Annotated in this window: 16 protein-coding genes; 13 read left to right on the top strand and 3 right to left on the bottom strand. The window is 52.9% G+C overall.

Annotated features, from left to right (window positions below):
- Positions 1-33: 33 nt before the first annotated feature.
- The 10 genes from M2277_RS25940 to ppnP all read left to right on the top strand — a co-directional run bounded on the left by M2277_RS25940 (position 34) and on the right by ppnP (position 16033).
- A complete protein-coding gene (locus M2277_RS25940) occupies positions 34-2433 on the top strand; it encodes a DUF7408 domain-containing protein (RefSeq protein ID WP_280755965.1) in 2400 nt (799 codons plus the stop codon).
- Positions 2430-3359, top strand: coding sequence for an ABC transporter ATP-binding protein (locus tag M2277_RS25935; RefSeq protein ID WP_280755964.1), 930 nt, complete (start codon positions 2430-2432; stop codon positions 3357-3359). Before M2277_RS25940 ends, M2277_RS25935 begins: the two co-directional genes overlap by 4 nt.
- On the top strand, positions 3356-4303 hold the full coding sequence (locus M2277_RS25930; protein ID WP_280755963.1) for an ABC transporter permease: 948 nt from the start codon (positions 3356-3358) through the stop codon (positions 4301-4303). The genes M2277_RS25935 and M2277_RS25930 overlap by 4 nt, the downstream gene beginning before the upstream one ends.
- Positions 4304-4338: 35 nt before the next feature.
- On the top strand, positions 4339-6018 hold the full coding sequence (locus M2277_RS25925; protein ID WP_280755962.1) for a phage tail tape measure protein: 1680 nt from the start codon (positions 4339-4341) through the stop codon (positions 6016-6018).
- A gap of 72 nt (positions 6019-6090) precedes the next feature.
- Positions 6091-7080, top strand: coding sequence for an AAA family ATPase (locus M2277_RS25920; protein ID WP_006212335.1), 990 nt, complete (start codon positions 6091-6093; stop codon positions 7078-7080).
- Positions 7077-8027 (top strand): DUF58 domain-containing protein, encoded by a 951-nt coding sequence (locus M2277_RS25915; protein ID WP_006212334.1) that lies wholly within the window; start codon positions 7077-7079, stop codon positions 8025-8027. Before M2277_RS25920 ends, M2277_RS25915 begins: the two co-directional genes overlap by 4 nt.
- 255 nt (positions 8028-8282) lie before the next feature.
- Entirely contained in the window at positions 8283-10280 is a 1998-nt protein-coding gene (locus tag M2277_RS25910) for a vWA domain-containing protein (protein ID WP_280755961.1), read from the top strand.
- Positions 10264-13215, top strand: a complete 2952-nt coding sequence (locus M2277_RS25905) for a VWA domain-containing protein (protein WP_280755960.1) — start codon at positions 10264-10266, stop codon at positions 13213-13215. Before M2277_RS25910 ends, M2277_RS25905 begins: the two co-directional genes overlap by 17 nt.
- Positions 13216-13582: 367 nt before the next feature.
- Positions 13583-15604, top strand: coding sequence for a transketolase (gene tkt / locus M2277_RS25900; protein ID WP_280755959.1), 2022 nt, complete (start codon positions 13583-13585; stop codon positions 15602-15604).
- Positions 15605-15715: 111 nt separating this feature from the next.
- A complete protein-coding gene (gene ppnP, locus M2277_RS25895; RefSeq protein ID WP_006212330.1) occupies positions 15716-16033 on the top strand; it encodes a pyrimidine/purine nucleoside phosphorylase in 318 nt (105 codons plus the stop codon).
- Positions 16034-16161: 128 nt separating this feature from the next.
- On the opposite strand, the gene M2277_RS25890 is transcribed toward ppnP, so the two are convergent.
- Positions 16162-16905: a stalk domain-containing protein gene (locus tag M2277_RS25890; protein ID WP_231888254.1), complete on the bottom strand. Its 744-nt coding sequence runs from the start codon at positions 16903-16905 to the stop codon at positions 16162-16164.
- A 163-nt stretch (positions 16906-17068) separates the two neighbouring features.
- Positions 17069-17965, bottom strand: a complete 897-nt coding sequence (locus M2277_RS25885; RefSeq protein WP_006212327.1) for an NAD(P)-dependent oxidoreductase — start codon at positions 17963-17965, stop codon at positions 17069-17071.
- A 195-nt stretch (positions 17966-18160) separates the two neighbouring features.
- Between M2277_RS25885 and M2277_RS25880 the strand changes: the two genes are divergently transcribed.
- From M2277_RS25880 to M2277_RS25870, 3 genes are all read left to right on the top strand, one after another.
- On the top strand, positions 18161-19516 hold the full coding sequence (locus tag M2277_RS25880; protein WP_076151576.1) for a glucose-6-phosphate isomerase: 1356 nt from the start codon (positions 18161-18163) through the stop codon (positions 19514-19516).
- A gap of 107 nt (positions 19517-19623) precedes the next feature.
- A complete protein-coding gene (locus tag M2277_RS25875; RefSeq protein WP_280755958.1) occupies positions 19624-20256 on the top strand; it encodes a YigZ family protein in 633 nt (210 codons plus the stop codon).
- Positions 20257-20262: 6 nt separating this feature from the next.
- Positions 20263-20856 carry a TetR/AcrR family transcriptional regulator gene (locus M2277_RS25870; protein ID WP_006212324.1) on the top strand — a complete coding sequence of 198 codons (594 nt, stop codon included), beginning with the start codon at positions 20263-20265 and terminating at the stop codon, positions 20854-20856.
- A gap of 175 nt (positions 20857-21031) precedes the next feature.
- On the opposite strand, the gene M2277_RS25865 is transcribed toward M2277_RS25870, so the two are convergent.
- The gene (locus M2277_RS25865) at positions 21032-21433 is read right to left on the bottom strand and encodes a secondary thiamine-phosphate synthase enzyme YjbQ (protein WP_280755957.1); all 402 of its coding nucleotides are present in this window, start codon (positions 21431-21433) and stop codon (positions 21032-21034) included.
- Between the last annotated feature and the right edge of the window lie 175 nt (positions 21434-21608).

The raw sequence follows: 21608 nt of genomic DNA, 5'->3' as shown, positions 1-21608 counted from the left end.
CATAAGTCTTCTGATTTATAGGTGTAATTTATCATGAGAAAGCAATTTATATGTGGAGAGGGGAATCATCAGTTGTCGTTTTATACAAAAAAAACGTGGATTCTGCTGCCGATAGTGGCACTGCTGATTATGGCAACGTTATCCTTGTCAATTCCGGCAGGAAAGGTCTACGCCGACGGAGCGAAGATTGGAATTCAATCCGAAATGGGTTACCAAGGCAAGATCAAAAATCAAAAATGGAGTCCTGTCAAGCTGACCTTAACAAGTGACCGGGATATTTCCGGTGACGTGGTTGTGCAAATTCAGGACAATAATGGCAATAGGTATCAAACTTCCTATGTGCAGCAGGTGGATCTGCCAAAGGATACGCCGAAGGAAGTAGTCATTGGCATTCCGGGGACGATGCTTAATAAAGATAATAATCAGATCCTGTTCTATGAAGGCTCTTATTCCAAGGGAAAGCCGACGACATTTGCAACAGGGAAAAGTTATCTCCAGGCCTCCCCGTATCAAGGTGCAATCATTGCTGTATTATCCGATGATCCGGATACAATGAATTTCATGAACGTTCTTAATGGTAAAGGCAACAGCTTGAACGTATTTCCGCTTAAGGCGGCCAGCATACCAACGGATCCGATGCTGCTTAGCGGGCTGGACGTGATCGTTATTAACAATTTTGCATCCGATACGTTATCAGAACCTCAGCGCAAAGCGATAACGGGTTGGGTTAACGGCGGCGGCACGCTGGTCCTGGCAGGAGGAGCGGGTTACGCCAAAACAGCAGCACCGTTTGCCGATATCGCACCGGTTGTTGCGAATGGAACGGCCTCTGTTCAGTCACTATCCGAACTCGAGAAGCTTGGAGGGAAGCCGCTGAAGCTGGATGGGGACTTTACCATCTCCACAGCGAAGGTGGTGGAAGGCGCCAAAATCGGGATTGAAGCAGACGGCCAGCCTTTGTTTGCCTCGCATGCCTACGGCCAAGGAAGTGTTCAATACGCTGCCTATGATCTGGCTATGGAGCCGGTAAGTTCTTGGGCAGGCCATCCGGATGCCTGGGCATCGGTATTGCGGAGCAATCTTCCGATGACAGGTTCGCAAAATGGTATGATCTACAACTCGCTTATGGATAATCTGAATTATGTGCTGGAATATTTCCCTTCCCTGAAGATGCCGTCCTTCACGCTGTTGTTGTGGATGCTCATTATTTATGCGGTTGTGGTGGCACCGATTCTCTACTTTATTTTGAAGAAGGCGGATAAACGGGAATGGGCGTGGTTCCTGATTCCGATCATCGCCGTCATTGCAAGCGTTTCGGTTTATGTCGCTGGCTCATCCGACAAGACGAGGGAACTCGCACATACCATAAACTTGATTGAGCTGAACGGTCAGGGAGATGCGGTTAAATCCACAGCCTCGGCTTTTTTCACACCTCGAAGCGGGAATTATGCGTTGGAGTTTCCAGCGAATACGTATTTGAAGACGGGAGGTGCCCGGAATACATTCGGGGGAATGGGCGAGAGCAAGAGCTTTGTCCGGGTGGAACAGGAATCCACAACGCTTGAGCTTCGCGATATGTCTCAGTGGTCGCTAGCCAAGGTATGGGCCGACCGCCAGGGAACGGAGGAGATGGGGCGTCTGGCCATGGATCTAAAGCTCGATGCCAAAGGAGCATTAAACGGGAAGGTCACCAATGAAACCATTAACGATTTGACCGAGGTGGTGCTTGTTGTTGGAGGCAATGCCTATAAGCTTGGAGATATCAAGAAGGGTGAAGCGGTGGCAATTCCTCAGGACCCACAACAAATCATCAAGTTTGTGAGTGGAGATTTATCCGGCATGCTGTTCCCTTATTCTCCGAATGATCCGAAACAGCGGGAGCGCGATATTTTATCCAACTACGGGTATTCGATGGGAATGGTCAACAAGGATGCTTACATTCTGGGATGGAGCAAGGACCATCTGACGAATTATACGCTGAAAGGGGCAGAGGTGGACAGTGACCAGCTTAATTTCTGGATTCAGCCCGTGACTATCGAATGGGGCCTGAGCGGAGAGATTAACATTCCTTACGGTTTCCTGTCTCCTGAAGTATCCCAGGTGAACACGCCGATGTTCGGGACGTTCCCTCATGGCGTTGAGATGGGACAAGGCACGGTAATCGCTGAATTCCCGTTAATATCGGAAGGCAACATCCAATATTCGGAGCTGTCCATCAAAGGCACCAAATTAAACAACAACGTAACGATGGAGATCTGGAACGCGAAGAAGAATGAATGGGAGCCCGTAAGCGATACGAACAATGTGCATACCATTACAGGAAATCCGGAGGACTACATCGTGGCTAACCGGATCAGGTTCATGTTAACCGCTAAGGATCAGACCAACTTTATGATGCCGGAGCTGTCTGTGAAGGGGGAGGCCATTCAATGATCGAAATTACAAACCTGAGCAAAAAATACGGGACATTCCATGCTTTAAAAGACATCAGCCTCCATATCGAGAAGGGGACTGTGTTCGGGTTCGTCGGTCCTAACGGAGCAGGAAAATCAACAACGATGTCGATATTAGCCACTCTGATGCTGCCAACCTCGGGCGTTGCCAAAGTCGGTGGATACGACGTTACGCAGCACCCGAAAGAGGTTCGCAAGCGGATCGGTTATATGCCGGATTTCTTTGGCGTATATGACCAGTTGAAGTCAACCGAATACCTTCATTTTTACGGGGCAAGTTACGGCATCCCGCGTGTTGAGCGGGAGCAGCTGATTCCGCAGCTGCTGGAGCTTGTGAATTTAAGCGACAAGGCGGATACGTACGTAGACAGTCTCTCGCGCGGCATGAAGCAGCGGTTATGCCTTGCCCGGTGTCTGGTGCATGATCCCGATGTATTGATTCTGGATGAACCGGCTTCGGGGCTTGATCCGCGGGCTCGGATCGAGATGCGTGAAATATTGAAGGAACTGAAACTCATGGGCAAGACCATTATCATTTCATCGCATATTTTGCCCGAGCTTGCCGAGATGGTAGACGAGATCGGTGTTATCGAGCACGGGGAGATGGTGGCCCAAGGCAAGGTTGCCGATATTCAGAGCCGGCTTCGCGTGAAAAAAGTCATTCATATCCGCACCCTTGAGCGTGAAGAGGAGCTTGCCGAGAAGCTGAGGGATGAGCCGTTTGTCACGTCTGTATTAATAGACAACACCGGGGTTCATGTTCATTATAGCGGGGATGATGCACAGCAAAGCACGCTGCTTCGGCAGGTGGTCTCCTGGGAAATTCCGATTGTCTCGTTTCAGGAAGCGCAGAGCAACCTGGAGGATGTATTCCTCGAAATTACCAAAGGAGGACCCCGCGAATGAATTGGAGCAGAAAATTAATTAACCCGGTCATTGATAAGGAATTTCGGCTGCGGATGCGTTCCACGCGTTCCATGCTGTCGGTGTTGTTGTACGTTTTGGCGCTTGGGGCTATTGCAATGGGTTTCATTTATCTCTTTTTATACTTGGGCCAGCGGGGACCACAGCGGTTCGATCCGCAAACGAGCCAGATGATGTTCTATGTGCTGAGTTTTGCCCAGCTTATCCTCATTGCGTTCATGGCGCCGGCACTAACCGCCGGGGTTATCAGCAGCGAACGTGAAAAGCAAACGCTGAGCATGCTGCTAACGACGCAGCAAAGCTCGGCGACGATTGTCCTGAGCAAGCTGGTGTCGGCACTGAGTTTCATGACACTGATTGTGCTTGCAACACTGCCGGTATATAGCATCGTGTTCCTGTATGGGGGAATTTCACCGAAACAGCTCATTTCGGTATTTGTATTCTACTTATTCGTGATGCTGCTGCTCGGTTCGCTTGGCGTGATGTTCTCCACCTTATTCAAGAGAACCATCGTAGCGATTATTGTCACCTATGGCACAGGACTTATTATATTTCTCGTGACGGGCCTGTTGTATCTGTTCTTTATGGGAATTGAACAGCGGAATATGTATGTTAACGGACAGTCGCCAGCTCCGGGATCGTATTCCTGGGTAGGATATCTGCTTGGATTGAATCCGGGGGGAGCGATGATGAGTTTGTTTAATCCATCGTTCTCAAAAGACGTGTTCCTGCTATACGGCGGAAGCCTGAATAGTAAGGCTCCTATTGAATTATGGCTGGAGTTTCTGCTTGTGTATTCGGTCGTGATCGTGTTTGCCCTGTGGATTGCGATACGGAATATACGCCCCATCGCAAGACGCAAGCGAAAGGATAAAGCCAAAGACGCACTTCCGCCTGAACAAGAGCCGACCGTAAGCGGAGCTTAAGTACCAAGGATTGTACAGAGTAAGGAGGAATAACCATGGACAACATCATGCGTTTTGTTGAAGCAGCGAGACGGCGGCTTCAGCGCTTTCGTGTAGTCGCATATGCATTATACGGGCTCATTGCGGGTTTCGCCGCTCTGCTGCTGCTGCTCGTGATTGGGAGATTCGTGCCTATAGCCTGGCTTCCCGTCGCATCCGTTGTCATTCCGATTGCGGCGGGTCTTGGTGGCCTGCTGTGGGGGTGGCTGCACCGGGTTCCGATCGAGGAGGCCGCATCGGTCATGGATCAGGTTCCAGACGGAGCGGAGCGAAGCGACATGATGGTGACAGCCCTGTCATTTAAGGAAGAGGAGTCGCAGGCCGCGAAGTGGCAGCGTGAGCAGGCGGAGCGTTACGGCGCGCGGTTTGCGGAGCAGTTGCCGGAGCGTCTGCCTTCCCCAAGTCGAAAAAGACAGCTTTGGATATGTAGCGCGTCGCTTGCTGCTGTGATCGTCCTTGTGTTTGTTCCGAATCCGATGGACAAGAAAGTGGAGGCAGCCAAAGAGCAGCAGAGCTGGATGAAAGAGCAGGTAGCAAAAACCGAAAAGCTTGCAGAGCAGCTCCAGAAGGAAACGCTTGACCCTGCTGACAGGAAGAAGCTGCAGGAGAAGCTGGATGCCTTGAAGAAAGCGCTGGCCCATGAGAAGCAGCCCGAGCAAGCGCTGGATAAGCTGGAGGAAGCGATGAAGGAGCTGGAGAAGCTGGCGAAGCAGCAGGAGGAAAAAGCGAAGGCGTTGTCTGAACTGGCGAAGAAAATGCAGCAGGAGAAGGCATTGTCTCAAGTAGGTAAACGGCTTGCTGAGGGTATGGCCGAAGAGCTGAAGCAGGAAATGAAAAAACTCACCGAGCAGGTGAAGAAGATGTCCCAGGAAGAGAAGAACGAGCTGTCCGACGCATTAAAAAAACTGGCGGAGGAAGCTTCCAAGCAGATGGAAAACGGTGACCTTGAGAAAGAGCTCAAGAAGGCAGCGGATGCTCTGAAGGACGGCAAGCTGCCGAAGGAGCTGGAAGAAGCGCTGCAGCAATTGGCTGAGGAGTTGGCGAAAGCGGCGCAAGCGAAAGCCGCATCGGACAGTCAGTCGCAGTCGGCCGCCTCTCTTGCGTCTTCACTTGCTTCACAAGGATTGAGTTTAGCCGATCAGATGGCGGCTGCAGGGATGTCAGTATCCGACGCCTGGAGTAATGGAGGCAGCGCGGAGGCATTGGCACAGGCAGGTCTTGGGGAAGGTTCGGGAGAGCAAGGCGAAGCCTCGGAGGGATCCTCCGGTGAAGGGGGAGCCGGTTCGGGTCAAGGCGCTGGTAGCGGGCAAGGAAGCGGATCTGGATCTGGTTCTGGATCTGGATCTGGTTCTGGTTCTGGTTCAGGTGGCAGCGGAGGAGCAGGAACTGGCAGCGGAGCGGGGCTTGGCACTGGCGGCCGCGAGCTTGTGACGATCCCTAGGGATTACAAGGGCAGCGGTAATGTACAGAGTGACTCCGGTGCGATCAAGGGCGGCGGAGGCGACATTCAGAAGGGCGGCGTTTCGCCGACCGCTCCGGGGATGTCGAGACCGTATGAGGAAGTGTACCGTGACTATGAGACCGAGGCTCGCAAGACCTTAGACCGCAATCAGCTGCCTGACCAGATGCAAGGGCTGGTCGAGGAATATTTCATACAAATCAATCCGAACCCGTAAGGCACAAGGTAGCCCATAACGGACAGCAATAATGAGAACTTGAACTTTACCAAGAAGATGGAGGTTTCGTCCATGTCGGATATTGCAGTGAGACCACAGGAATGGATGGAGAAAATATCAGGCCTGCGGGAACATATCGGCAAGGTTATTGTCGGACAGCAGGAAGTTGTGGAGCAGATGCTCTGGTGTATCTTTGCAGGAGGCCACGCCCTCCTGGAGGGGATTCCGGGACTCGGCAAAACGATGCTGGTCCGCACGGTGTCGGAAGCGTTGGAATTGTCATTTTCCCGTATTCAGTTCACACCGGATTTGATGCCAAGCGATATAACAGGCACCAATATCTTGTCGTTCGGACAGCATGGCGACACAGGGATGACGTTTCAGAGGGGGCCGCTGTTCAGCAGTATCGTGCTTGCCGACGAGATCAATCGGGCCACGCCCAAAACCCAGAGTGCGCTGCTGGAGGCCATGCAGGAGAAAACCGTTACGGTCGGAGGGGTGACCCATCAGCTGCCAAGGCCTTTCTTTGTACTGGCTACACAGAATCCGCTGGAAAACGAGGGGACCTATCCGCTGCCGGAAGCGCAGCTTGACCGCTTTCTGCTGAAGATTGAGGTGTCGTATCCCAGCGCGGACGAATTGAAGGAAATCGTGAAACGAACGACGTCCTCGCACGAGTTCCAGGTGGAAAGGCAAATGACCGGGGAAGAGCTGCTGGAAATCCAGCGCGGGGCCAAGGAGGTCCTTGTTGCCGAGGAGATTCTGGATTATGCGGTTCGTCTGCTGATGATGACACATCCGGAAGAAGCTTCAGCGCCGGAGGCAGTCCGTAAATATGTCCAGTTTGGTTCCGGACCAAGAGGGATCCAGTCCATCATTTCGGTCAGCAAAGTCCGTGCTTTATGCAGCGGGCGGATGCATGTTTCGACGGGTGATATCCGCGCCGTGGCCTTAGCGGCGCTGCGTCACCGCTTGTTTCTGAATTTCGAGGGTCAGGCGCTGGGCGTTACGACCGACCGTGTGATTCAGGAGGTTCTGCAGGCGCTGGAGGCATCCGCGTGACCGGGGACGGGCACCTGCTGCCTCCGGAATGGCTCCCGCGTCTGGAGCGTCTGAGCCTGGACGCCAAGAGACGGGTTGCAGGAACGCTGCAGGGAAAGAGACGATCCCGCCGGCTCGGCTCATCGCTCGAGTTTGCCGATTACCGTGTATACTCACCGGGAGATGATGTCCGCAGATTCGACTGGGGCGTATATTCTCGTACAGGAAAAGCGTTCGTGCGTCAATTCATGGACGAGCAGGAGCTGACAGTCAGCATATTTGTGGATTGCTCCGCATCGATGGGAACCGTCATGTCATCGGCAGCAGATTCACCAGTCACGGCAGACCCGTCGGGGATGAAGGGAAGCCCGAAATGGACGCTTGCGCGTCAGTTGGCTGCAAGCATCGGTTACATGGCGTTGTCCTCTTACGACAGGCTGCAGATTGCTTGTTACAGCCGTACGATCAACAACCGTCTTCCGATCATGAGAGGAAAAGGCTCGGCTCATCGACTGTTTTCATTCCTGCAAGGGGCAGAAACAGGAGGCGAGGGCAGCTTGAGCGCGGCACTTGCGGTGCCGGGTGCGCTGCCCAGACAGCCTGGAATGACCTGGGTCTTCTCGGACTTCTGGCTGGAGGGCGGTGAAGAGGAGCTGTTCAGGGCACTGTCCCTGTTGTCCGGTACCGGGCAGGAAGTGGTGCTGGTGCACGTCTTGTCGAGGGAAGAGCTGGAGCCCAAGCTGGCTGGTGACTTGCGATTGGTCGACAGCGAAACGATGAGTGGAAAAGAAGTGGCGCTTACGGGTAAAGTGCTTGATGCCTACAAGGAAGAGCTGGAGCGATATCGAATGATGCTGTCCAGTGTGTGCGCGGAGAGGGGAATGTCATACGTGCTGATTCCCGCGGATATGCCGCTTACGGAAGCGATGTTCGGGGTGCTTGCGGGGGCAGGCTTGGTCACTGGATAGGGGATAGGGCCAGCAAGTTATTGCGTGGTTCAATATCCATATTCAGGAGGGACATGTGGCTCAGGGAGCCTGGAAAGTCTGGGAAGCTCGTCTAATGTTGACCACTGAACAATAGTACTTATGAATACGGGTCTCTAAGAAAGGCTCCTATTAGCCAACAGATGGTGCAGGAAGAGATAAGAAGGTCAGGCACATATTCGAATGTGAGAGCGGCAAGTTGCAAGTCAGGGTCCACGGGAGTAAGGAGGGGACACTTTGGGGGTTCAATCATGGCTGAGTTTATGGTTCGGTTTAACACTGCCGGCCATCGTGCTCATGTATATGTTCAAGCGAAAATATGTAGACACAACCGTTCCCAGCCACTTGCTGTGGGATCGGGTACTGCGGAACCTGGAGGCCAACAGGCCATGGCAGAAGCTGCAAAACCGGCTCCTGCTGTGGCTCCAGCTGCTTGCAGCGGCATTGATGGTCTTCGCACTGATGCAGCCCTTTATGCAGGTGTCCGGAGGAGGCAGCGCCCATGTCGTCATTGTTGCCGATACCTCGGGCAGCATGAGCGCGCAGATTTCTTCAGCTGAAGGCGAAGCAACAAGGCTGGCATTGATGCAGGAGCGGATTAAGGAATATGTGAAGGGGCAAGGGAGACGGAGCGAGATTACACTTTTATCCGTGGGAGCGAGTCCCGTGACGCTGGCAGCCCATGAAAGTGACCGGGCTGCAATCGACAAGGCCGTTGACGGCTTGCGTACCTATTATGGACCGGCCGCCTATCGGGAAACCTTGTCGCTCGCTTCAGCCCTGACACGGGAGGAGACGGATGCAGAGGTTGTTATCTTTACGGATAGCTACTGGAAGCCGGATACGGCTCCCATTGCTTTTCAGGTTCCGGTATCGGTGGAGAAGGTGCAGGGGGAGCTCCCGCATAACGTATCCATTGACCAATTCGGCATCTCACCGAAGGGTGATGCAGATTCATCCTATGCGGCGGTCGCTGTCATCAGCACGAATGCCAAGAAATCTGTCTCGGCTGAAGTAAACCTATACGGGGATGAGCAGTTATTGACCAGCAAAGTGCTGGAGCTGGAGCCAGGAAAGAAATTAACGGAGTCCTTTGCGAATCTGCCGTTTGCGGAAGTGTACCGGCTCGAGTTATCCCAGGAGGACGGATATGCGGCAGACAATGCATCCTTTGCTTTTGGCCTGGGCCACGGGTCTTCCCGCGTGCTGCTGCTGACTTCAGGCAATCTGTTCCTCGAGAAGGCGCTGCAGTTGAGCGGAGCCGAAGTGACCCGGGTTGCTATGGACGGATCGGATGGCAAGAAGGATGAGAATACGAGCAAGGACAAGGATGTAGACAAAGATAGCGTCAATTCGGATGTGCCGCCCGTACCTGAGGGTGAATTTGATCTGCTCGTTATCGACGGAAGTATACCGGATGGCTTCAGGCAAGGAAAATGGGCTGATCTGACGGCCAAAACCCCGTTGTGGACGATTGGCGGAGAAGGAACCAAGGTAGGCAGTCAGGGAGGGCGCCCCGTCCTTGCCAAGCATCCGGTGACCGCTTATGTCACTTTGTCGGGTGTCTATTTCGGTACATTGGTGGATCAAGCACCTGCGTGGGGTGAACCCGTAATTAAGCTGGGTGATCAGCCTATTGTATATGCCGGAACCGAAAGCGGCAGACCGCGGTTGTCGTTTAATTTCCTGCTTCAGGACAGCGACCTTCCGTTATCGCCGGAATTCCCGGTTATGGTCAGCAATGCGCTTGAGTGGATGACCTCGGGCAAGGGAAGCGGTCTTGGCCGGTATATGGCCGGTGCGCAAGCGGATATTCCGATTGCGGCAGATACGGTAAAGGCGGCATGGATTCCCAAGAGCGGTCTCGCTCTTGCTGATAGCTTCCCTGCTATGGATGCCCTGCGCAATGAGCAGGGGATATCCCCGGTGCAGATTGTGCCGGAATATCCGGGTCTGTACGCTTTTGAACAGCAGAATGAAGCGGGTGAGAAGCTGAAGTTTTGGCTGGCCGTGACGGCCGATCCGTACGAAGCGGACTGGAGTAATGATCAGGGGCCGACGGTGAGTCAATCGACACCGACTTCGGATGAGAGCAAGGCTGGTGATCGTGATCAGGCATCGGAGCGCAGCGGAGCGGGAAACCGCGCCAGTTCGTTAATGCCATGGCTCGCGGCCTTGGCACTGGCTGTTATCGCAGCGGAATGGGGGGTGTACCAGCGTGGGCGTTCAATTTAGCCAACCGTGGTTTTTGCTGCTGCTGATTCCGGCGGGAGCGTTTCTCTATTACGCATATAAATCAGATTTTCGACTAAGTGGTTTTCGCAAGAAGCTGGCCTTATTTTTTCGAACCTGCGTCATTCTATTATTAATTCTGATGATATCGGGTCTTCATGGCTTTACCGTACTGCACGATAAACAGGTTGTGTATTTGGCTGACCGTTCGGACAGTATGGGGGACTCTGCACGGATTACGGGCTGGATTAATGAATCCCTTGCAGCAAAAGGAGAGAAGGATGGCAGCGCTGTTGTATCTACAGGCCTTGAGGGGGCTGTGGAACGGCGATTATCCTCTGCGGATAACGCGGGCGCCTCTTTAAATGCGCTGCTGGAGCAGCGATTTACCGGACTGGAGTCAGGGCTTCAGCTCGCGGGGAGCCTGTTCGAGGGCAGCAGAGATTCACGAATCGTGCTGATCTCGGACGGGGAAGAGAACGTAGGCAGTATGGCCGCAGCGGGCAGGCTGCTGAAAGATCGGGGAATCGCGGTTGATGTGCTTCCGACCCCGAAGCAGGTTATCCAGGATGTGGCTGTCGAGGAGCTGAAGGTTCCGGATAAGCTGTATCAGGCAGAGTCGTTCTATGTGGAGGTTATGATTCGCAGCACCTTCAAGACATCCGGCGAACTGCGCATATATGAGGATAATCGCGAGATCGGCCGGGAGCGTGTGGATGTAACGCCTGGTGAGAACCGGTATGCCGTGAAGGGTTTGGCCAAGAGCCCGGGTCTGCACCGATATCGTGCTGAAATCTTCATGGACGAAGACGAAGCAGCCGCCAATAATGCGGCTTTCGATTTTACCCGGGTAGAAGGTCCCCCGAAAGTGCTGATCGTTGAAGGGACGCCGGGAACGTCAGGGAATATAACGGCTGCACTGGAATCGGGAATGATTGGCACCGAAGTGATTCCGCCGGAGCTGCTTCCGCTGGAAGCGGCAAAGTACGCCGTGTATGACAGCATTATTTTTAATAATGTCTCCGGCAGCGATGTAGGCGGCAAGCAGATGGAATTGATCGAGCAGGCGGTCCGGAGCTTTGGCATCGGGTTCATGATGGCGGGCGGCGAGGACAGCTTTGGGATGGGCGGATATTTTAAAACCCCGATTGAAAAAGCGCTGCCGGTCTCCATGGAGCTGGAAGGCAAACGGGAAATTCCTTCGCTTGGCCTCATTCTTGTCATTGACCGTTCGGGCAGTATGGATGGTACCAAGATCGAATTGGCCAAAGAATCGGCCATGCGTACGGTTGAATTGCTGAGATCCAAGGATACGGTCGGCGTTGTTGCTTTTGACGATCAGCCTTGGTGGGTGGTACCGCCGCAGAAACTGGGCAATAAGGAAGAGGTGCTCAGCAGCATCCAGTCGATTCCGAGTGCTGGCGGGACCAATATTTATCCGGCCGTTTCCTCGGCGCTGGAAGAAATGCTGAAGATCAAATCACAGCGCAGACATATCATTCTGATGACCGATGGACAGTCCGCCATGAATTCCGGTTATCAGGATCTGACTGACACGATGGTGGAGAACAAAATCACGATGTCCTCCGTTGCGGTAGGTACGGATGCCGATACCCATCTGCTTCAATCCTTGGCGGAGGCAGCCAAAGGCCGTTATTACTTCGTTGAGGATGAAACTACGCTCCCGGCGGTATTTAGCCGGGAGGCGGTGATGCTGGCCAAATCCTATATCGTGGATAAACCCTTTGTTCCTGCCGTTCAGAACGCGGGCGATTGGGCAAGTCTATTCCAGCAGGGCGTACCGGGACTGTATGGTTATGTAGCAACAACACCGAAGTCCTCGGCCCAGACGGTTCTGTCCAGTCCGGAACCGGACCCGATCCTGGCGCGCTGGCAGTACGGATCCGGCCGGACGGTGGCATGGACGAGTGATTTAAGCGGGAAGTGGTCGAAGGAGTGGGTATCGTGGCCCGGCTTCGCCAGCACGCTGACCGAAATCGTGAAGTGGACGTTTCCGCAGTTTACGTCTTCGCCTTATGAAGTCACAACCGAGACTGCCGGAAACCAGGTGAAGCTGCAGGTGATCGCCGAGGGTGAGAACCCGCCGGAGAAGCTGAATGCGGTCATCGGGGATGACGAGGCCGGTGAACAGACGGTGGAGCTTATTCAGGAGGCACCCGGCCGTTATACCGGACTTGTCCATGTGTCCAAACCGGGAGCGTATCTCATGTCCCTTGAGGATGCCAGCGGGGAAGAGGCGCTGCAGGCTGCCCCCGGCACAGGTTTTGTTGTGCCGTATTCTCCGGAATACCGGTTGTCTTCCGGCAGCGGCGAGGAAGCCATGAAGCGCCTGGCCGAAGTTACCGGCGGCCGCGTGTTATCCTGGGACAATCCGGCCGAAGTGTTCGACCGGCAGGCGACCTCGCGGATGAACCTCCATGATTGGAGTTATCCGCTGCTGGTGGCGGCCCTGCTGCTGTGGGTCGCCGACATCGCCGTGCGGCGTCTGGCTCTGCCATGGGGCGCCATCGGCGCACGGCTGGCCGCCCTGCTGCGCAGGCGGCCGGCTCCTGCCGAGGCCGCGCGTGACGCCGGCCTCGAGCGGCTGGCGGCGCGCAAAGCCCGCGCCGCCAGCTTCTACGGCGGCAGCTCCGCTGAGCCGCCGCAGGCCCCGCCCGCGCGCGAGCGCAGCGGCGCGGGTAGCAGTGCCCGGGGCGGGAGCCCTGCCCCGGCACCTGGCGCAGCTCCGGCAGGGGGCCGCAAGGCCCCGCCGGAGGCGCGCGATGGCGCGCGCAAGGGAAGCGCGCCTACACCGCCTCCCCCGCCGCCGAAGGCGCAGGGGGAGGGCAAAGACCGGCCCGAGGATACCGGGCCGGCACCGGAAGGAGGCTCCTCTATGGATCGCCTCCTGAAAGCCAAAAAACGCGGCACTCGATAAAGTGCCGCCACAACCAAGCTTCGGTCCAGCATGTCGATTACGCTGGACCGAAGCTTTTTTATATATCCATGACGTAACTTTTTCCATGGGATCAGCTTGATTTATCTCGTTTAACATTGGTTGAATTCGGTTATAACCGGACTATTAAGGGAAATAATGCTGGGGGGATGTAATTGCCACAGGGTGACTTTTACACAACAATGACAATTACGTTATGGAAATGAAGCACGTCTGGTGATACAATAAGAGTCAAAATGATATTCTCAACATTCCTAACTGCTCTGTTTCCTTGATAATTGGGGCTGGAGGAACGGAAGAAGCCTCATTTTTGAAGCTTACTATGGAAAAGATTTGAGGAGGACGAATCATGACAACTGAACATAACCAAACGATCGACAACCTGTCTATCGCAACCATCCGGACACTGGCGATCGACGCGATCGAGAAAGCCAATTCCGGTCATCCGGGCATGCCGATGGGCTCTGCGCCTATGGGATACCAGCTGTTCGCGAAGACGATGAACCATAACCCGGACCAGCCGGCGTGGATTAACCGCGACCGTTTTGTCTTGTCTGCAGGCCATGGCTCCATGCTGCTCTATAGTCTGCTCCACCTGAGCGGTTATGACTTGTCCATTGAAGATCTGAAGCAGTTCCGTCAATGGGGAAGCAAAACTCCGGGACATCCGGAATTTGGCCACACGGCCGGTGTCGATGCAACGACGGGTCCTTTGGGACAAGGCGTGGCGATGGCTGTAGGTATGGCAATGGCTGAGGCCCACTTGGGTGCGACTTACAATAAAGACGATTTCAACGTAGTTGATCATTATACCTATGCGATTTGCGGCGACGGCGACATGATGGAGGGCGTTGCTTCCGAGGCAGCTTCTCTGGCAGGTCATTTGAAGCTTGGCAAATTGATCATGCTGTACGATTCCAACGATATCTCCCTTGATGGCGAGCTGAACTTGGCATTCTCCGAGAACGTAGCGAAGCGTTTTGATGCTTATGGCTGGCAAGTACTGCGCGTTGAAGACGGCAATGATCTCCCTGCGATCCAAAAAGCGATTGAGGAAGCACAAGCTGATACAAACCGCCCAACGTTGATCGAAGTGAAAACGGTGATCGGTTACGGCAGCCCGAACAAACAAGGCAAAGGCGGTCACGGCGGTACGCACGGTTCCCCGCTTGGAGCAGATGAGGCGAAGCTGACCAAGGAATTTTATGAATGGGTTTATGAAGAGGATTTCTACGTACCTGATGAAGTGCGCGAGCACTTTGGCAAAGTGAAAGAACGCGGCATTGCTGCATATCAAGCTTGGGTTGATCAATTCGCGAAATACAAAGAGGCTTACCCGGAACTGGCAGCGCAATTCGAGCGCGGTGAATCCGGTGAACTGGCTTCAGGATGGGACAAAAACCTTCCGAAATACAGCGCAGACGACAAAGCGGTTTCCACACGTGTAGCTTCCGGTAAAGCGCTGAACGGTTTGACGGCAGGCGTACCGCAGCTGCTTGGCGGATCGGCTGACCTGGAAAGCTCCACCATGACTCACCTGAATGATCTGGCATCTTTCACAGCAAACAGCTATGAAGGCCGTAATGTATACTATGGCGTTCGTGAATTTGCAATGGCTGGCGCTATGAACGGGATTGCGCTTCATGGCGGACTGAAAATTTTCGGAGGTACGTTCTTCGTATTTACCGATTACCTGCGTCCGGCTGTTCGTCTGGCTGCAATTATGAAACTGCCGGTTACGTATGTACTGACTCATGACAGTATCGCTGTTGGTGAAGACGGTCCTACGCATGAACCGATCGAACAATTGGCTTCCCTGCGTATTATCCCGGGTCTGACCGTGATACGTCCTGCGGATGCCAATGAAACTTCCGCGGCATGGGCTTATGCGGTTGAGAACACAGACCGTCCGGTAGCGCTGGTGCTGACTCGTCAGAACCTGCCGATCCTTGCAGGCGCAGTAGACAATGCACGTGAAGGCATCAAACGCGGGGCTTATGTTGTTGCTGACGCGAAAGATGGCAACGTACAGGCTCAAATCATTGCAACGGGTTCCGAGGTTCAGCTTGCTGTTAAAGCGCAAGCGGCATTGGCTGAAGAAGGCATCGCCGTTCGTGTCATCAGCATGCCAAGCTGGGATCTGTTCGACAGCCAGGATCAAGCATACAAAGATTCCGTGCTGCTTCCTGACGTAAAAGCCCGTCTTGCCATTGAAATGGCTCATCCGTTCGGCTGGGAGCGTTATGTTGGCGATAAAGGCGATATTCTCGGCATCAACACGTTTGGCGCTTCCGCTCCTGGCGACCGCGTCATTGCCGAATACGGCTTTACCGTTGAGAACGTAGTCGGCCGCGTAAAAGCTTTGCTGTAAAACATCCAAAACACCCGTGATGTAACTCCATATTGATTTTCCGGCACCCGTATCACACGGGTGCCGTCCATATATCAAGACATGCCTATTTTGGAGGAGGAGAGTTTGTCGATGTCACAATTTAAGAATGCTACCGTCACGAAAGCAGCCAATGTTTACTATGAGGGGAAGGTAACCAGCCGTACGGTGCTGCTGGAGAATGGCGAGAAGGTAACACTGGGGATCATGCTTCCGGGGAGCTATGAATTCGGCACAGATGGTCCTGAAATTATGGAAATCCTGTCCGGCGATTTGCGTGTCCTGCTGCCTGGAGAGCAGGAGTGGTTAGAGATTCAAGGGTCTGCGACCTTTAACGTTCCGGGCAATTCAAGCTTTAAGCTGGAAATCCGCACCGTCACCGATTATTGCTGCTCTTATCCGACCATGTAGCAGGACAAGCGGCGACGGAGCATTCATATTCGCGAATATGCCAAAAAGGCTCAAGCCGATGGCTCTGAGCCTTTACTGTCAATGCCGGATGTCAACGCAGGCCTTTATCGGCGGTTGATATAATGGACTTATTCCTCCGGGATTGTCACGATCTCGCCTTTATATCCGGGAGCCCGGTTGTCAAGCTCTACGTATCCTTCGCCCCATTCCTGGCCGCGATCCAGCAGGCGATAGCTGGTAACGCCGGAAGGGTAGCGGAATACAAATTTGGCGATCGTCCAATTTTGGGTGTTCGGCTGATTACCGATCTCAGCTTTCAGTGCAGGCAGGAAGAACAGGTTTTGGTTTGCCGATGCTTTAGTGCCATAGTCCAGCTTGCCTTGCCATTTTAAGTATTTGACGCCGCCATGGATATCGAAATAGCTGGCGATATCGTTGTCTACCAGGAAGAATGAATTGGATTTGCCTTTAGGAAAATAATAATTCACGCCCTGCATTTCCACGGGGAGCATCTCCAGTTCAGGCTTCTTCAGTTCGGATGAATAGGGAAGCTTGGCTGCAGCATTCCGGGCGGTGGCCAGATCGGTGCTTTTTAAGTCGGCGATGATACCCGGATCTGCCTTATTGATATAAGCTGTTTTTAAAGCGTCATTCCAGTAGACGTTGGCATCAAATGCTTGGGCAACAGCCCTTAAGGGAATCATGGTCTTGCCGTTATGCAGCAGTGGGGCTGAAGGCAGCGCCTTTTTAACTCCATCCACTTCCATGCTGGTATTTCCTGCTGTCAGGATCACCTTTCGGTTATCGCCTTGGATGGTCACCTGCTTTTTGCTGTTGTCGTATCTCAAGATGTAGTTACCCAGAGGTTTCATGTTGCAATTCCTCCCTTTGCATTGTAAACGGAGGAAATAACAGAAAAGTTTCTTTCGGAGAGGGAAATGGTGGAAAAGCTCAAAAAAAGGCCCCTTCCTCCTGGTCCGGATGACCCGGAACCAGCATGAAGGGGCCAGTAATGACAAGGCATAATCTGTCTGGTTATTGCGGCTGTTCGCCGATTTTTTGGCCGATCCAGGCTTCATAGCATTTCACGACAGCGGATAGATCCTCTTCGCCATAGCCTTCGCTGGCACCGGCTTGAAACAGGCTCTTGGCCAGATTCAGCATAGGGGAAGGCATGCCGATGCCATCGGTTAGTGAGGAGGCAAGCTTCAGGTCTTTGAGCATGAGTGCAAGCGAGAACTGGTTGCTGAAATCGCCGTCGATAATTTTGCGTCCCTTCAGCTCGGCCGCTTTGCTGCCAGCAGATCCGAGCTGTACGAGTTCCAGAAAGTTGTCGGCGGGAATGCCTGATTTTGCAGCGATGGCAAAACCTTCGGCCAGCGCCAGGTTGTTAATGCCCACAATGGTATTGTGCGCAAGCTTGGCGACGGCACCGCTTCCGTTTGGTCCCATGTGAATGACCTTTTTGCCCAGGGTGTCAAACACGTCGGCATGGGCCTCGATCACAGCTGCTTCGCCGCCGACCATGAAGACCAGGGTTCCATCAATGGCCGCAGGCTTGCTGCCGGTTACCGGGGCATCCAGGAAGGATGCGCCAAGCCCAGTTACGGCAGATGCGATTTCCTTGACAAGGCTCTCGGAGATCGTGCTGCAGTCGATGACGGTCATCCCGCCGGTCAGGGAGCCGAGCAGACCGTTCTCTCCATAGAACACTTCCCGGATGGAATGGTCGTTGCTCACCATCGTAATGACAAGATCCTGTCCTTCGGCAGCCTCGCGAGGCGTGTCCGCGATGGAAGCTCCCTGTTCGGCCAGCGGACGGCATTTTTCATGGGTGCGGTTATACACGGTCACGTCGTAATCCTGCTTAAGCAGATTGGAGGCCATAGGAGCGCCCATGGTGCCCAGTCCGATAAATCCGATTTTTTTCATAGCTATATCACCTTCGATTATGGATTCCTGATCCACTCTATCTTAGCATGGGTTCTGGAAACGAAGCCAGCGTTTGTGGGGGATTGGAGGTTGAAGGGTGTCCAGCATGAAGAATACATGACGGTTAGCCCGTGCAACTTGCGGTCTTTATTAAATTAAAGTATCCTATTTCTAAATTCACAGGAGGTTTAAGGCATGTCTAAAAAAATCAAGTTTGATTACAGTAAAGCACTGACTTTTGTCAATCAGCACGAAGTTGACTATTTTGCAGAGCCGATCCGTACAGCCCATGAACAGCTACATAACGGTACAGGTGCCGGTTCTGATTATCTGGGCTGGATCGACCTGCCAACGCAGTACGATAAAGAAGAATTCTCACGCATCCAGAAAGCGGCTGCCAAAATTCAGAGTGACTCTGACGTTCTGATTGTTATCGGTATCGGAGGTTCCTACCTGGGAGCGCGTGCCGCGATCGAAATGCTGTCGCATTCGTTCTATAACGAGCTGTCGAAGGACCAGCGCAAGACGCCGGAAATTTATTTTGCAGGAAACAACATCAGCTCCACCTATGTAACGCATCTGCTTCAACTGGTAGAAGGCAAGGACTTCTCGGTGAATGTCATTTCCAAATCCGGTACAACCACGGAGCCGGCTATCGCATTCCGTATTTTCCGTGCGGAGCTGGAGAAGAAATACGGCAAGGAAGAAGCTCGCAAACGCATTTACGCTACGACCGATCAGGAGAAGGGCGCACTCAAGAAGTTGGCAACCGAAGAAGGCTACGAGTCCTTTATCATTCCTGACGATGTCGGCGGACGTTATTCCGTGCTGACGGCAGTCGGTCTTCTTCCGATTGCAACGGCTGGAATCAACATTGAAGAGATGATGCAAGGCGCCGCTGACGCATCCAAGGAATACAGCAGCCCGAACGTAGCCGAGAACGAAGCATACCAATACGCGGCGGTTCGCAACGCTCTTTACCGTAAAGGCAAGGGCATCGAGATCCTTGTAAACTACGAGCCTTCCCTGCATTTTGTATCGGAATGGTGGAAGCAGCTGTACGGCGAGAGCGAAGGCAAGGATTACAAAGGCATCTATCCTGCTTCCGTAGACTTCTCTACTGATCTGCACTCCATGGGTCAATTTATCCAGGAAGGCAGCCGCAACATCTTCGAAACGGTCATTCAGGTTGAGAATGTATCCGAGCATATTACGATTGAATCGGATCCGGACGATCTGGACGGATTGAACTTCCTGACCGGGAAAACATTGGATTTTGTCAACAAAAAGGCCTTCCAAGGTACGATGCTGGCCCATACCGACGGACAAGTTCCGAATTTGATTGTGACAATTCCAGATTTCACTCCCTATTCGTTCGGATATCTGGTATACTTTTTCGAAAAGGCCTGCGGTATCAGCGGCTATCTGTTGGGTGTCAACCCGTTTGACCAACCGGGCGTAGAGGCGTACAAGAAAAATATGTTCGCGCTGCTCGGCAAACCAGGGTATGAGAAAGAGAAGGCCGAACTGGAAGCTAGACTTTCCGAATAAACCTGACACTTACATTGGATTAGACGTAAGACGCTGAAGGAAGCAGTCCGCTGGCAGATTATTGCCGTGGACTGCTTTCTTGGCAATATAGGGGTGGTTGTTGTTTCATGCTGGATCGTTACAAAACGGTACGTCAGGCGGGCTCCAAGGAGATTGTCATTAAGAAATCGCGATTCATCGGCCATGTGATGCCGGTCGAATCAGAAGAGGAAGCCGTCGCTTTTATTGAAGAAATCAAGAAGAAGCATTGGAATGCTACACACAATTGTTCCGCTTATATGATTGGCGAGCGGGATGAGATTCAGAAGCAATCGGATGATGGGGAACCGAGCGGAACGGCCGGCAAGCCGATTCTCGAAGTGATCCGAAATCAGGGGCGGAAGAATGTAGCCATTGTTGTCACACGTTATTTTGGCGGTATCATGCTTGGCGCAGGCGGACTGATCCGGGCTTACACCGACGGAGCCGTGGCTGCTATAGAATCAGGTGAACCGATTACAAGGGTTCTTCACCGGGAGATTTTAGTGGAGCTGGATTATACCTGGCTGGGTAAGGTGGAGAACGAGCTTCGAAATCGGGGCGTACGTATGGGAGAGACCAACTTTGCCGCCACGGTGACCTTGACCTGCTTGCCGCTCGATGGTGATGCGGAGAGCTTTATGACTTGGATGGTAGATTTGACACAGGGGCAGTCTTTGATCACGGAGGGAGAGCGGCTTTATTTTATTGAAGGGGAATAAAATAATATGGCAAGAAGAGCAGTAGAACGCGAGTTGTCGAGAGAGCGGATACTGGAAGCAGCGAGGCATTTGTTTATAACCAAAGGATACCGAGCCATTTCGATGCGAAGCATCGGGCAGCATTTGGGTTATAGCCACGGCTCCTTGTATTATCATTTTAAGGAAAAGGCGGAGCTTTTCTACGCCATTGTCATGAAGGACTTTAATGATCTAAATGATTTGCTGTTGGAAGTATCGGGAAAGCCTCCCTGTGACGGGGTATCGAAGCTGGAGCAGCTGATGCTGGAATTTGTTCGTTTCGGACTGGATAATCCTTACCAGTACGAGATCATGTTCATGATTCGGGACGAAGAGCTGCTGTCCTACTGTCGCTCTGAGCAGGGACGCTGTTTTGAAATGTTTGCTATGCTTGTCCGTCAGTATTTGCTTGATGAGAATTACAGTGAGGAAGAGCGGCGAACCGTTCCGCTGACCTTGTTTTTGTCGCTGCATGGATTTATATCCTATTATATTCAAGACCGAATTGGCTTTGATGAGATCAAACCAGCCGCTCTTACCCATGTCAAAGTGTTATGCCGGAGTTTGTACAGCAGGGTCTAACTTCTGATTATTGCCACGACGTGTGACTTGATACTTCAACCCATTACAACGACCTAGCGTTGAAACGTCAATCATCTAATGAAATAAAACAGACAGGTCCACGCCCCCTAGCATGTGCCTGTCTGCTTTTTGTGCTTTTTAACTGTCTTTCCCGTGCCTGTATCCCTTTTTGGCATCAGCCCTCCATGATTTTCACGTGATACTGACGCTGCCTCGGTCCATCGAATTCGCAAAAATAAATGCCCTGCCACCTTCCAAGAAGCAGATGACCGTTCTGAATAATGACGGTCTGCGAAGGACCGCAGGTGATCGATTTAAGGTGGGAAGCGGTATTTCCCTCCGCATGACGATATTTGGGATGATTCCATGGAAATACTTCATCCAAAGACATCAGCACGTCCCGTTTCACATCGGGGTCCGCGTTCTCATTAATGGCAATTCCGGCGGTGGTATGCGGACAATAGATCAGCACGATGCCTTGCTGAACCCCGCTTTGCTTCACGTGAGCAGCGATCTCCCTCGTGATATCCCTCATCTCGTCACGCCCTTGCGTGTTTAGTTCACCGGTATACAGCATGCAAATACCCTCCTCTATTTTTTCCAGTTCTATTATTTTACCCGATAAAGTGCAAAAGATGGATTGACGATCGGATTCAGCATTTGGTAAAGTATGTGTAAAGTAAAACCAAGTATACAAATAGGAAATATAAAGATGGTTGGTGGAGAAGTTGACCGGAATACCATCCGGAGGC

Origin of the sequence: Paenibacillus sp. LBL, assembly GCF_029893715.1 — a bacterium.
GTDB lineage: Bacteria > Bacillota > Bacilli > Paenibacillales > Paenibacillaceae > Paenibacillus_AQ > Paenibacillus_AQ glucanolyticus.
Note: the sequence above shows the minus strand (reverse complement) of the source record. Positions and strands in the feature narration are given on the sequence as shown.